This is a genomic window from Leclercia sp. TB492 (genome assembly GCF_049974505.2).
Taxonomy (GTDB): Bacteria; Pseudomonadota; Gammaproteobacteria; order Enterobacterales; family Enterobacteriaceae; genus Enterobacter; species Enterobacter adecarboxylatus_C.
In genome coordinates this window covers 1790883-1803206 of record NZ_CM127572.1, presented here as the reverse complement: position 1 = coordinate 1803206, position 12324 = coordinate 1790883, and the positions used below count along the sequence as shown (strand labels likewise).

The window sequence follows — 12324 nt, the reverse complement described above, 5'->3', positions numbered from 1 at the left end:
CGAGTCAGTAAAAGCCTGCGGAATATAAATATGGATTATCAATTAGCCCTTAACTGGCCCGACTTTATCGAACGCTACTGGCAAAAACGCCCTGTCGTTCTGAAACGCGGCATCACCAATTTCGTCGATCCGATCTCTCCCGATGAGCTTGCCGGCCTGGCCATGGAGAGCGAAGTCGACAGCCGCCTCGTCAGCCACAACGAGGGGAAATGGCAGGTCAGCCACGGCCCGTTTGAAAGCTTCGATCACCTGGGCGAAAGCAACTGGTCCCTGCTGGTGCAGGCGGTTAACCACTGGCACCAGCCCGCCGCAGCCCTGATGCAGCCATTCCGTGCCCTGCCCGACTGGCGAATGGACGATCTGATGATCTCCTTCTCCGTGCCGGGAGGCGGCGTTGGTCCGCATCTGGACCAGTACGACGTGTTTATCATTCAGGGTACCGGCCGCCGCCGCTGGCGCGTGGGCGAGAAGGTGCCGATGAAGCAGCACTGCCCGCATCCCGACCTGCTGCAGGTGGATCCTTTTGTCGGCATCATCGACGAGGAGCTGGAGCCAGGCGATATTCTCTATATTCCGCCGGGTTTCCCGCACGAGGGCTACTCCCTTGAGAACTCGATGAACTATTCGGTGGGCTTCCGCGCGCCAAGCGGCCGCGAGATGATCAGTGGGTTTGCCGATTACGTTCTGCAGCGCGAGCTGGGCAGCCATCGCTTCAGCGACCCGGACGTGCCGGCCCGTGAGCACCCGGCCGATATCCTGCCTGAAGAGCTGGATAAGCTGCGCGGGATGATGCTGGATATGATCAATCAGCCGCAGCATTTCAACCAGTGGTTCGGGGAGTTTATCAGCCAGTCCCGTCATGAGCTTGATGTCTCCCTGCCGGAGCCGCCGTATCAGCCCGATGAGATTTACGATGCATTGCAGCAGGGTGACAAGCTGGTGCGTCTGGGTGGCCTGCGCGTGTTACGCATTGGCGAAGAGGTGTACGTTAATGGCGAGCAGCTGGATTCCCCGCACCGCCCGGCACTTGAAGCGCTGGCCAGCCATACGGTGCTGACCGCCGACAAGTTCGGTGATGCGCTGGAAGATCCCTCGTTCCTCGCTATGCTGGCAGCGCTGGTTAACAGTGGGTACTGGTTCTTCGAGGACTGAGTCGTTTGTACTTTGCCGGGTGGCGGCTGCGCCTTACCCGGCCTACGGTATGGTTTTGTAGGCCCGGTAAGCGAAGCGCCACCGGGCGTTGTTTTACCGTCGCTCCCCGGCGTTAAAATCCTCCACCTCCCCCGCCCAATCCTCCGGGTATATCCCTTCCCGCACGTCACGATGAAACGTGGAATAGGGCCACTCTTTAACGCGCGTCACGTAGCCATGTTTCAACGGGTTGATATGGATGTAATCCGTATGCCGCCGGAGGTCGTTTTCATCCCGAATGGTATGTTCCCAGAAGCGCGGCTGCCAGATGCCTGACATACCCAGCGCTCGGGTGAAGGTTTTTTTGATATCCCGCCAGCGGCCGGAGTAATCGGTGTCGTTTTCAGGCAACGTCCAGATGCAGTGCATATGTTCCGGCAGGATCACCCAGGCGTTAATCAGAAAGGGTTTTGTGCGTTTAATGCATTGCGTTGCCGCACGAAGCGTATCGATATGGCGGGTCAGCAGATCGCTGCGCCGGTTTTGCAGGTTAACGGTGAAAAACCAGGTTCCACCCGCTAGATAGTGACGACGGTAGTTTGACATATGAGGTTCCCTCCCCATTTGTGGAAATGCCGGGTGGCGGCTGCGCCTTACCCGGCCTACGAGTGGGCCGGGCGATGCCCTACCGCTGCTTCGCGGTTAACTCGGCAATACGCACTATCACCTGCACCGCTTTCTCCATCCCCTCGAGAGTCACGAACTCGTGCTTGCCATGGTAGTTGTAGCCGCCGGTAAACAGATTCGGGCACGGCAATCCCATAAAGGAGAGCTGCGCGCCGTCGGTGCCGCCGCGGATCGGTTTTAGCTGCGGTTCGACGCCGCAGTCGCGCATCGCCTGCTGGGCAACCTCGAGAATGTACGGATGCTCGATCACCTTTTCATGCATATTGTAATAGCTGTCCTCGATGATCAGCTCAATATAGCAATCCGGATGCAGACCCTTGCCCACCTTTTTGGCGATATCCATCATCTTACGTTTACGCGCTTCAAACCCGTCGCGGTTAAAATCGCGAATGATGTAATGCATGTCCGCGCGATCGACCGTCCCTTTGATGCTGGTGAGGTGGTAGAAGCCCTCATAGCCCTCGGTTTGCTCCGGGCTCTCATCTGCCGGGACTTCGGCATGAATGCGGGCCGCCAGCGACAGCGCGTTCACCATCACCCCTTTCGCCGTGCCCGGGTGGACGTTATTGCCGACGATGCGGATATTCACCGACGCCGCATTGAAATTCTCGAACTCAAGTTCACCCACGCCGCCGCCGTCAACGGTATAGGCCCAGCGGGCATCGAACGCCGCAACGTCGAAATGCTTCGCCCCTTTGCCCACCTCTTCATCCGGGGTGAAGGCGACGCGGATATCCCCGTGCGGCACCTTGTTGTGCTTCAGCACCGCCAGCGCGGTCATGATCTCGGCCACCCCGGCTTTATCATCGGCCCCCAGCAGCGTTTTGCCGTCGGTAGTGATCAGCGTCTGCCCGAGCAGCTGGTGCAACACCGGGAACATCACCGGGGAGAGCACTTCGTCGCCAACCCCCAGCGCAATATCGCCGCCGCGATAGTTCTCAACAATCTGCGGATTCACGTTTTTACCGCTAAAATCCGGTGAGGTATCAACATGGGAAATAAAACCAATGGCCGGAATATCGCCGCTCACGCTGGCCGGGAGCGTCCCCATCACCGTCCCTTTCTCACTTAACGTGACGTTGACCAGACCCAACTCTTCCAATTGCGTCTTTAACAGCTGTAACAGTTTCCATTGTCCTTCGGTGCTCGGCACCTGGCGGACACCCGGTTTAGATTGGGTATCCAGCGATACGTACTGTAAAAAACGCTCAAGTAATTTATCCATGCAGTCACCCTCACTTTTTGTGACAACATTATCAGTAAGCATCAAAACCCAAATATTGCGTCAGGTCACTTTTATCCCGTAAACGAGAATATTTCCGTTTTATCGCAGCTTTCGCTAATAAATGTAGCTTATCAATGGGTAACAAGGATTGGCGATTACAGCGTATTCCCGTAGAATGTCCGCCCTCATTACGTTTCACCAAGGTGGCTAACCACAAACCCCGCTGCGATAAGTCTCTGCAGCGTCGATATGGGACTGAATCAAAAATTGAATACACAACCAGCTTCACTGTCACCGTTGGTGCAACTGGCCGGAATTCGTAAAAGCTTTGACGGAAAAACCGTCATTTCCGACCTCGATTTGACCATCAACAACGGCGAATTTCTTACGCTGCTTGGCCCGTCGGGCTGCGGTAAAACGACAGTGCTTCGCCTTATCGCCGGGCTGGAAAACGTCGATCACGGCCATATTCATCTTGAAAATCAGGATATTACTCAGGTTCCTGCTGAACACCGCCACGTCAATACCGTCTTTCAAAGCTACGCCCTGTTCCCCCACATGACGGTTTTCGAAAACGTCGCCTTTGGCCTGCGGATGCAAAAAACCCCGGCCAGTGAAATTACGCCCCGTGTCACCGATGCCCTGCGCATGGTACAGCTGGAGACGTTCGCCCAGCGCAAGCCGCACCAGCTGTCGGGTGGGCAACAGCAGCGCGTCGCCATCGCCCGCGCGGTGGTCAATAAGCCGCGGCTACTGCTGCTGGATGAGTCGCTTTCCGCGCTGGATTACAAGCTGCGTAAGCAGATGCAGAACGAGTTAAAGGCGCTGCAGCGCAAGCTCGGGATCACCTTTGTCTTTGTCACCCACGATCAGGAAGAGGCGTTGACCATGTCCGATCGCATCGTGGTGATGCGCGACGGCAAAATCGAGCAGGACGGCACCCCCCGTGAGATTTACGAAGAGCCGAAAAACCTGTTTGTCGCCAGCTTTATTGGCGAAATCAATATCTTCAGTGCTACCGTTATTGAACGCCTCGACGACCAGCGGGTGCTGGCTAATGTCGAAGGCCGCGCCTGCAACATCTTCGTCAACTTTGCCGTGGAACCAGGGCAACAGCTTAACGTCCTGCTGCGCCCGGAAGATCTGCGCGTCGATGAGATCCATGACGAGACCGAAGCGGAAGGGTTGATCGGCTATATCCGCGAGCGCAACTACAAAGGGATGACCCTCGAGTCGGTGGTCGAACTGGAAAACGGCAAGATGGTGATGGTCAGCGAGTTCTTTAACGAGGACGACCCTGATTTCGACCACTCGCTCAATCAGAAGATGGTTATTAACTGGGTAGAAAGCTGGGAGGTTGTGCTGGCTGATGAAGAACACAAGTAAGTTCCAGAATGTGGTGATCGCCACTATCGTCGGTTGGCTTGTGTTATTTGTCTTTTTACCCAACCTGATGATTATTGCCACCAGCTTTTTGACCCGCGACGACGCCCATTTCGTCTCGCTGGTCTTTACGCTGGATAACTACGCGCGCCTGCTCGATCCGCTCTATTTCCAGGTGCTGCTCCACTCTCTCAATATGGCGCTTATCGCCACCCTGGCCTGCCTGGTCCTCGGCTATCCCTTCGCCTGGTTTCTGGCGAAGCTGCCGCAGAAGGTGCGTCCGCTGCTGTTGTTTCTGCTGATTGTGCCCTTCTGGACTAACTCCCTGATCCGCATTTATGGCCTGAAGATCTTCCTCAGCACCAAAGGCTACCTGAATGCGTTTCTGCTGTGGCTGGGGGTGATCGACACACCTGTCCGCATTATGTTTACCCCCGGCGCGGTGATCGTCGGGCTGGTCTATATTCTGCTGCCGTTTATGGTCATGCCGCTCTACTCCAGCATTGAGAAGCTGGATAAACCCTTGCTGGAAGCGGCAAGAGATCTGGGCGCCAGTAAGCTGCAAATCTTTATCCGTATCATCATCCCGCTGACGATGCCGGGGATCATTGCCGGCTGCCTGCTGGTGATGCTCCCGGCGATGGGGCTGTTCTACGTCTCCGACCTGATGGGCGGCGCAAAGAACCTGCTGATTGGCAACGTCATCAAGAGCCAGTTCCTGAATATTCGCGACTGGCCGTTCGGCTCGGCCACCAGTATCACCCTGACCCTGGTCATGGGCCTGATGCTGCTGGTCTACTGGCGCGCCTCGCGCTTGCTTAATAATAAGGGTGAACTCGGATGATCGGTCGACTGCTTCGCGGCGGTTTTATGACCGCCATTTACGCGTATCTCTACATTCCGATCATTATTTTGATCGTCAATTCGTTTAACAGCTCGCGCTTTGGCATCAACTGGCAGGGGTTTACCACCCAGTGGTATAGCCTGCTGATGAACAACGACAGCCTGCTACAGGCGGCGCAGCACTCGCTGACGATGGCCATCTTCTCGGCCACCTTCGCCACCCTGATTGGCTCCCTGACCGCGGTGGCGCTCTACCGCTACCGTTTTCGCGGCAAGCCCTTCGTTAGCGGGATGCTGTTTGTGGTGATGATGTCCCCGGACATCGTGATGGCCATTTCGCTGCTGGTGCTGTTTATGCTGCTGGGGGTACAACTGGGCTTCTGGTCGCTGCTGTTCTCGCACATCACCTTCTGTCTGCCGTTTGTGGTGGTGACGGTTTACTCCCGTCTGAAGGGCTTTGATGTACGAATGCTGGAAGCGGCGAAAGATCTGGGCGCCAGCGAAATGACCATCCTGCGCAAAATTATCCTGCCGCTGGCGATGCCCGCCGTGGCTGCGGGATGGCTGCTCAGCTTTACCCTGTCGATGGATGACGTGGTGGTGTCGTCGTTCGTCACCGGACCCAGCTATGAAATTCTGCCGTTGAAGATCTATTCAATGGTGAAAGTCGGCGTCTCACCAGAGGTGAACGCGCTGGCGACCATTCTGTTGATGTTATCGCTGGTTCTGGTGATCGCCAGCCAGCTGGTTGCTCGTGATAAAACAAAATCTCAGGGGACAGTGAAATGAAAAAAATGCTTGCCGCCGCGGCACTGGTGCTCGGAATGGGCGCTGCCCACGCGGACGACAGTAAAACGCTCTACTTCTACAACTGGACCGAGTATGTGCCGCCTGGCCTGCTGGAGCAGTTCACCAAAGAGACCGGCATCAAGGTGATCTATTCCACCTACGAGTCGAATGAAACCATGTATGCCAAGCTCAAAACCTATAAAGATGGCGCCTACGATCTGGTGGTTCCGTCGACCTATTTCGTCGACAAGATGCGTAAAGAGGGCATGATCCAGAAGATCGACAAATCGAAGCTAACCAATTTTTCAAACCTCGATCCGGAGATGCTCAACAAGCCGTTTGACCCCAATAATGACTACTCCATCCCGTATATCTGGGGCGCTACAGCAATTGGGATCAACAGCGAGGCGATGGATCCTAAAACGGTCACCCGCTGGGCCGACCTGTGGAAACCGGAGTACAAAGGCGGTTTACTCCTGACCGATGACGCGCGCGAAGTGTTCCAGGTGGCGCTGCGTAAGCTGGGCTACTCCGGCAACACCACCGACCCGAAAGAGATCGAAGCAGCGTATCACGAGCTGCAAAAACTGATGCCAAACGTTGCGGCCTTTAACTCCGATAACCCGGCTAACCCGTATATGGAGGGGGAAGTCAACGTGGGGATGGTGTGGAACGGTTCGGCGTACGTGGCGCGTCAGGCCGGAACGCCGCTGGAAGTGGTGTGGCCTGAGGAGGGCGGGATCTTCTGGATGGATAGCCTCGCTATTCCGGCCAACGCCAAAAACGTGGACGGCGCGCTGAAGCTGATTAACTTCCTGCTGCGTCCCGATGTGGCAAAACAGGTGGCAGAAACCATCGGTTACCCGACACCAAACCTGGCTGCCCGCAAGCTGCTGAGTCCTGAGGTGGCGAACGACAAGTCTCTTTACCCGGATGCGGCAACCGTCAGCAAAGGCGAGTGGCAGAATGATGTCGGCGATGCGAGCCGTCTGTATGAAGAGTATTACCAGAAGCTGAAGGCAGGTCGTTAAGTCCGACAACAACGCCCGGTGGCGCTTCGCTTACCGGGCCTACAACGGCGTAAACCGTAGGCCGGGCAAACGCAGTGCCGCCCGGCGTTTTTTCTACAAACCTTTCAAAAGTTTATCCACAAACTCCGGCACCACTTCGCTCGCCAGTCCGTAGGTTTTTTCTTCAAACTCGCTGCCCACCTGGCTCGGCTCGAGGTTCAGCTCCACCGTGTGCGCCCCGTGCAGCTTCGCCTCGTGGACGAATCCCGCCGCCGGATAGACATGCCCGGAAGTGCCAATAGCGATAAACACATCCGCCATCGCCAGCGCGCTGTAGATTTCGTCCATCCCCAGCGGCATTTCGCCGAACCAGACCACGTGCGGACGCAGCGGGGACGGGAACTGGCAGCAGTGGCATTTGTCATCGAGAGTGACGTCACCGGTCCAGTTGAACACCTGGCCGCTGCCGGAACAGCGCACCTTCAGCAGTTCGCCGTGCATATGGATCACATTCTGGTTGCCCGCACGCTCGTGCAGGTTATCGATGTTCTGCGTGACCAGCAGAAAACGATCCCCCAGCGCCTCTTCCAGCTTTGCCAGCGCCAGATGCGCCGCGTTAGGAGCAATCTCCGGCGACTGCAGCTGTCGACGGCGGGCATTATAAAATTCCTGCACCAGCTGCGGATTACGGGCGAAGCCTTCCGGCGTCGCCACATCCTCTACGCGATGCTCCTCCCACAACCCGTCGGTGGCGCGGAAGGTTCGAATGCCCGACTCGGCGGAGATCCCCGCCCCGGTCAGGACTAACACTCTTGGTTTTTCCATCAATTCTGGCAGCGCCCCATCCTGAAAGAAAATTCGCTGGCGTAAGCGTTCACGCAAGCGGCGTTTGTTTTTGCGAAAACGAGTGAGTCGATGTGACCGGCGCGACAGCATAATAACCTCGAATGACTAACGGGTGAGATGGAGGAACGCGGCACCGCGCATCCCCCCGGCATCGCCATGTCGTGCGCGCTCAATGCGCGGCACGCGGGCAACCGGCAGCAGATGACGCGGCAACCGACCGGATAACCGCTCGGCGATGGCCGTAAAGTTCGATAATCCCCCGCCGATCACCAGCAGGTCAGGATCGACAATGGTCAGGATGTTGCCCAGACACACGGCAAGCAGATCGAGATAGCGCTCCACATGCTCAATGGCCTGTTCATCACCCTGCTCCCACAGCGTAATGATTTCTGGCGCCTGTCGTTTTTGATGATAGAAGTGTTCATAAAGCCACGCAAATCCGCCGCCTGAGAGGTAGTTTTCGATGCAGCCGTGCTGGCCGCAGCCGCAGCGGACTAGCGGGAAATCGCGCCCGACCACATCCAGCGCATCCACCGGCAGGCGAATATGGCCGAACTCGCCGGTGATATAGCTGCGTCCGGTGATCGGTTTGCCGTCAACAACGATCCCGCCCCCAACGCCGGTGCCGAGGATCAACCCCATCACCAGCGGATACTGCTGGAACTCGTCATCCCAGGCTTCGGAGAGGGCAAAACAGTTGGCGTCGTTGTCGAGGCGCACGTCGCGCTCAAGGAGTCGCGACAGGTCGGCGCGCAGCGGCTTACCGCTGGCGGCAGGGACGTTGGCGGCATACAGCGTGCCGTCGTCGGTTTCCGGCATCCCCGGAATGCCAATGCCCACCGACCCTTTCACGCCGAAGCGCTCATCGGCCTGGGCTACCAGTGCGGCAATGGCGGTTAAGAATTCATCGTAGCTTTCGCGCGGGGTAGGGACCCGGGTTTCCCACTGCAATTTCAGGTTGGTATCAAATACGCCCAGCGCAATTTTGGTGCCGCCAATATCAAATCCATAATACATAGTGCATTCCTCTGTTTGATTCAGCGGCCAAAAAACCGCTAAACCATGACGTAATTACTGGCCACTTAATACCCTCGCCGGGTCGATTCGGCTTGCGCGACGCGCCGGATACCAGCTTGCCAGCAGACTCAGTAAAAGTGCTGTAACCAGCACATAAAAAACGTCCAGCCAGTGCAGTTCAGACGGCAGGAAGTCAATAAAATAGATATCGCCCGACAGGAACTGATGGCCAATCAGGGCCTCAATGCCGTTGATAATTGGCGTCAGCTGCAGCGATACCACCACGCCGATGACCACGCCGCACAGGCTGCCAAACAGCCCCGCCAGCAGACCATACCAGACGAAAATGGCACGAATAAGACCGTCTTTTGCCCCCAGGGTACGCAGGACCGCGATGTCGCCACTCTTGTCTTTTACCGCCATCACCAGGGTAGAGACGATGTTGAAGCAGGCCACGCCGATCACCAGCACCATCGCCAGGTACATGATGGCGCGGATCATCTGGATATCACGATACATATAACCGTAAGTGCCAATCCAGCTCTTGATGTAGACATAGCTGTCGGTCACTTCCCCGGCGTCGCGCACCAGTTTGTTGGCGTTAAAGACGTCGTTTACCTTGATGGCGATCCCGGTGACGCTGCTGCCCATGTCCAGATACTGCCGCGCATCTTCCAGCGGCACCATGGCAAAGCTGTGATCCAGCTGGCCGCTGAGCTGCAGAATGCCGGCCACGTGCAGACGTACGCGCTTCGGCTGCTGCAGCTTATGATCGGCGCTGGCGTTCGGGATCATGATTGACACCCAGTCGCCCTGCTTCACTTTCAGCGCATCGGCCACGCCCTTACCGATAATGATCTGCTGATCGCCGGCTTTAAAGTTGGCCCAGGCATCTTTCTGGATAAACTGCGGCAGCGCGCTGAGTTTCTCTTCCTGACGCGGGTTGACCCCTTTCACCTGGATGGCGCGCAGGTTCGCCCCGCTCTCCACCAGCCCGGTAAAGTTGATGTACGGCGCGGCGGCGGCAATGCCCGGCACCTTTTCCACCTTATTCAGGGCGTCGTTCCAGTTATTCCACGGCTGGTTAACTGGCTCAATTTCACCGTGCGGCACCACCGCCAGAATACGGTTATTCAGCTCACGCTCGAAGCCGTTCATGGCGCTAAGGCCGACAATCAGCACCGCCACCCCCAGCGCAATGCCGATGGTAGAGATAACAGAGATCAGCGACACCATGCCGCCGCGACGACGACCCCGGCTAAAACGCAGGCCGATGAGTAACGATAACGGTGAAGCCATCAATCCGCTCCCATCAGGGTCAGCTCGGTATTCAGGTGCCCATCACGCATCTCCAGCTGGCGGGACATGCGTTTTGCCAGCTGCAGGTCGTGGGTCACCACCAGAAACGCTGTACCCTGGGAGGCGTTCAACTCCCCCAGCAGCTGGAAGATGCTGTCCGCGTTGCGGGCATCGAGGTTACCGGTCGGTTCATCCGCCAGCACCAGGCGCGGGTTGTTGACCAGCGCGCGGGCAATCGCCACACGCTGACGCTCGCCGCCGGAAAGTTCAGACGGACGATGATTACCGCGATGGCCGAGGCCGACCGCTTTCAGCATATCGCTGGCGCGGGCGTTAATTTCAGCCGGTTTCTTTTTGCCGATCAGCAGCGGCATCGCCACGTTTTCCAGCGCCGTAAAGTCCGGCAGCAGGTGGTGGAACTGGTAGATAAAGCCCAGAGAGCGGTTACGCAGATCGGCTTTGGCGCTCGATGACATCGTACTCAGCGGGGTGCCGGAAAAGACCACGTCGCCGGAAGTTGGCGTATCCAGCCCGCCGAGCAGGTGCAGTAAGGTACTTTTCCCGGAGCCGGAGGTGCCGACGATAGCCATCATCTCCCCTTCCCCGACGCTGAAGCTGACATTGTGCAGGACATCCGTCTGCACCGTGCCTTCCTGATAGCGTTTGCACAGGTTGTCGCATTGCAACAGGATCTTATTCATAACGTAAAGCCTCAGCGGGTTGGGTGGCGGCAGCGCGCCATGAAGGATAAAGCGTGGAGAGTAAGGCAATAACCATCGCCACCAGGGCGATGCCCACAACCTGCAGCGGCTCAATGGCGACCGGCAGTGCCGCGCCGTCGAGCAGCGCGCCGATGATCGGCATCAGATTGTTGAGCTGGCTGGCGAGCAGGGTGCCGAGTACCGCGCCAAGCAGCGCGCCGACAATCCCGGCGCTGGCGCCCTGGACCATAAATACCGCCATGATCTGCCGCGGCGTGAGGCCCTGGGTTTGCAGGATGGCCACTTCGCCCTGCTTCTCCATCACCATCAGGCCAAGCGAAGTAATAATGTTAAACGCGGCGACCGCCACAATCAGGCTCAGCAGCAGGCCCATCATGTTCTTTTCCATGCGCACGGCCTGGAACAGCTCGCCCTTACGTTCGCGCCAGTCCTGCCATTTAGTACCTTCCGGCAGCGTTTGCTGGCTCAGGACATCCACCTTCAGCGGTTCGTTGAGCCACAGACGCCAGCCGGTGATATTCCCGAGCGGGTAGCGCATCAGGCGCGACGCGTCCTGGATGTTGACCAGCATCTGGTAGCCGTCCACTTCGCTGTTGGCGGCGAATGTGCCGATGACGTTAAACAGGCGCTGGCTTGGCAGACGCCCCATCGGGGTGAACTGGCTGGCGGAAGGGACCATCACCCGCAGCCGATCGCCGCGGTTAACGCCGAGCTGACCGGCAAGCTGTTCGCCAAGGATCACGTTGTACTGGCCGGGAGCCAGATCGCTCTGTTTGACGTTGACCAGCCAGGGCGTGAGGGGATCTTTTTGCGCCGGGTCGATACCGAGCATCACCCCCACCGCCACGCTGCGCGCGCTCTGCAGCACCACGTCACCGGAGGTGATCGGCGCCACGCGGCTTACGCCCTGCAGCTTAACGGCGCTTTCTGGCAACTGCTGCGGGTTCACCGACCCGCTGCTGGATGAGAGGATAGCCTGCGGCATCAGCCCCAGAATGTTATTTTGCAGCTCGCGCTCAAAGCCGTTCATGACGGAGAGAACCGTCACCAGCGCCATCACGCCAAGCGTAATGCCAATGGTTGAAAGCCAGGAGACAAAGCGACCGAAACGGTCCGCGGCGCGCCCACGCATGTAACGTAAGCCTATGAAAAGTGCGACAGGTTGGTACATGAAATCCGTCTGTTTGCTGGTAGCAGACCCACGAGTATATAAGCGAATCCGCTAAGGGTAAATGACTGATACCCGACGCTTTGATAATCAATTATCCGAAAAAACAGGTTAAATCAATGCGGTAACCGCTGCCCGGCCCTCCCCTTCATTCCCATACCCTTTGCAGTTTTTCCGAAAATCGTCCGCTTACAGACTCTTACC

The 12324-nt window shown here is 57.4% G+C and carries 12 protein-coding genes; 5 read left to right on the top strand and 7 right to left on the bottom strand.

Going from position 1 to position 12324, the window contains the following annotated elements; translation table 11 throughout:
• Positions 1-30 precede the first annotated feature (30 nt).
• On the top strand, positions 31-1152 hold the full coding sequence (locus tag ACP4QI_RS08385) for a ribosomal protein uL16 3-hydroxylase (protein WP_426494873.1): 1122 nt from the start codon (positions 31-33) through the stop codon (positions 1150-1152).
• Between the two features lie 93 nt (positions 1153-1245).
• On the opposite strand, the gene ACP4QI_RS08380 is transcribed toward ACP4QI_RS08385, so the two are convergent.
• Positions 1246-1737: an REP-associated tyrosine transposase gene (locus ACP4QI_RS08380; RefSeq protein ID WP_426494874.1), complete on the bottom strand. Its 492-nt coding sequence runs from the start codon at positions 1735-1737 to the stop codon at positions 1246-1248.
• Positions 1738-1816: 79 nt separating this feature from the next.
• Positions 1817-3043, bottom strand: a complete 1227-nt coding sequence (gene pepT / locus ACP4QI_RS08375; RefSeq protein WP_285127911.1) for a peptidase T — start codon at positions 3041-3043, stop codon at positions 1817-1819.
• Between the two features lie 249 nt (positions 3044-3292).
• Between pepT and potA the strand changes: the two genes are divergently transcribed.
• Genes potA through potD form a run of 4 tightly spaced genes read left to right on the top strand, consistent with a single transcriptional unit; the run spans position 3293 to position 7089 of the window.
• Positions 3293-4429, top strand: a complete 1137-nt coding sequence (gene potA / locus ACP4QI_RS08370; RefSeq protein WP_142489109.1) for a spermidine/putrescine ABC transporter ATP-binding protein PotA — start codon at positions 3293-3295, stop codon at positions 4427-4429.
• Positions 4413-5270, top strand: coding sequence for a spermidine/putrescine ABC transporter permease PotB (gene potB, locus ACP4QI_RS08365; protein WP_426494875.1), 858 nt, complete (start codon positions 4413-4415; stop codon positions 5268-5270). The genes potA and potB overlap by 17 nt, the downstream gene beginning before the upstream one ends.
• Entirely contained in the window at positions 5267-6058 is a 792-nt protein-coding gene (potC, locus tag ACP4QI_RS08360) for a spermidine/putrescine ABC transporter permease PotC (protein ID WP_142489107.1), read from the top strand. The genes potB and potC overlap by 4 nt, the downstream gene beginning before the upstream one ends.
• Positions 6055-7089, top strand: coding sequence for a spermidine/putrescine ABC transporter substrate-binding protein PotD (potD, locus tag ACP4QI_RS08355; protein WP_285110793.1), 1035 nt, complete (start codon positions 6055-6057; stop codon positions 7087-7089). The genes potC and potD overlap by 4 nt, the downstream gene beginning before the upstream one ends.
• 93 nt (positions 7090-7182) lie before the next feature.
• On the opposite strand, the gene cobB is transcribed toward potD, so the two are convergent.
• Genes cobB through lolC form a run of 5 tightly spaced genes read right to left on the bottom strand, consistent with a single transcriptional unit; the run spans position 7183 to position 12123 of the window.
• Positions 7183-8004: a Sir2 family NAD+-dependent deacetylase gene (cobB, locus tag ACP4QI_RS08350; RefSeq protein WP_285127914.1), complete on the bottom strand. Its 822-nt coding sequence runs from the start codon at positions 8002-8004 to the stop codon at positions 7183-7185.
• A gap of 15 nt (positions 8005-8019) precedes the next feature.
• On the bottom strand, positions 8020-8931 hold the full coding sequence (gene nagK, locus ACP4QI_RS08345; RefSeq protein ID WP_285127915.1) for an N-acetylglucosamine kinase: 912 nt from the start codon (positions 8929-8931) through the stop codon (positions 8020-8022).
• Positions 8932-8985: 54 nt separating this feature from the next.
• Positions 8986-10230, bottom strand: coding sequence for a lipoprotein-releasing ABC transporter permease subunit LolE (lolE, locus tag ACP4QI_RS08340; protein WP_156263475.1), 1245 nt, complete (start codon positions 10228-10230; stop codon positions 8986-8988).
• Positions 10230-10931 (bottom strand): lipoprotein-releasing ABC transporter ATP-binding protein LolD, encoded by a 702-nt coding sequence (gene lolD, locus ACP4QI_RS08335; protein WP_142489102.1) that lies wholly within the window; start codon positions 10929-10931, stop codon positions 10230-10232. The genes lolE and lolD overlap by 1 nt, the downstream gene beginning before the upstream one ends.
• A complete protein-coding gene (gene lolC / locus ACP4QI_RS08330) occupies positions 10924-12123 on the bottom strand; it encodes a lipoprotein-releasing ABC transporter permease subunit LolC (protein WP_426494876.1) in 1200 nt (399 codons plus the stop codon). Before lolC ends, lolD begins: the two co-directional genes overlap by 8 nt.
• Positions 12124-12324: the final 201 nt, after the last annotated feature.

Excerpts from the sequence above, each read along its gene's own strand:
- cobB (WP_285127914.1), bottom strand. The coding sequence starts at position 8,004 with ATGCTGTCGCGCCGGTCACATCGACTCACTCGTTTTCGCAAAAACAAA.
- lolC (WP_426494876.1), bottom strand. The coding sequence starts at position 12,123 with ATGTACCAACCTGTCGCACTTTTCATAGGCTTACGTTACATGCGTGGG.
- potD (WP_285110793.1), top strand. The coding sequence starts at position 6,055 with ATGAAAAAAATGCTTGCCGCCGCGGCACTGGTGCTCGGAATGGGCGCT.
- potB (WP_426494875.1), top strand. The coding sequence starts at position 4,413 with ATGAAGAACACAAGTAAGTTCCAGAATGTGGTGATCGCCACTATCGTC.
- potC (WP_142489107.1), top strand. The coding sequence starts at position 5,267 with ATGATCGGTCGACTGCTTCGCGGCGGTTTTATGACCGCCATTTACGCG.
- ACP4QI_RS08380 (WP_426494874.1), bottom strand. The coding sequence starts at position 1,737 with ATGTCAAACTACCGTCGTCACTATCTAGCGGGTGGAACCTGGTTTTTC.
- lolD (WP_142489102.1), bottom strand. The coding sequence starts at position 10,931 with ATGAATAAGATCCTGTTGCAATGCGACAACCTGTGCAAACGCTATCAG.
- potA (WP_142489109.1), top strand. The coding sequence starts at position 3,293 with ATGGGACTGAATCAAAAATTGAATACACAACCAGCTTCACTGTCACCG.
- lolE (WP_156263475.1), bottom strand. The coding sequence starts at position 10,230 with ATGGCTTCACCGTTATCGTTACTCATCGGCCTGCGTTTTAGCCGGGGT.
- ACP4QI_RS08385 (WP_426494873.1), top strand. The coding sequence starts at position 31 with ATGGATTATCAATTAGCCCTTAACTGGCCCGACTTTATCGAACGCTAC.
- nagK (WP_285127915.1), bottom strand. The coding sequence starts at position 8,931 with ATGTATTATGGATTTGATATTGGCGGCACCAAAATTGCGCTGGGCGTA.
- pepT (WP_285127911.1), bottom strand. The coding sequence starts at position 3,043 with ATGGATAAATTACTTGAGCGTTTTTTACAGTACGTATCGCTGGATACC.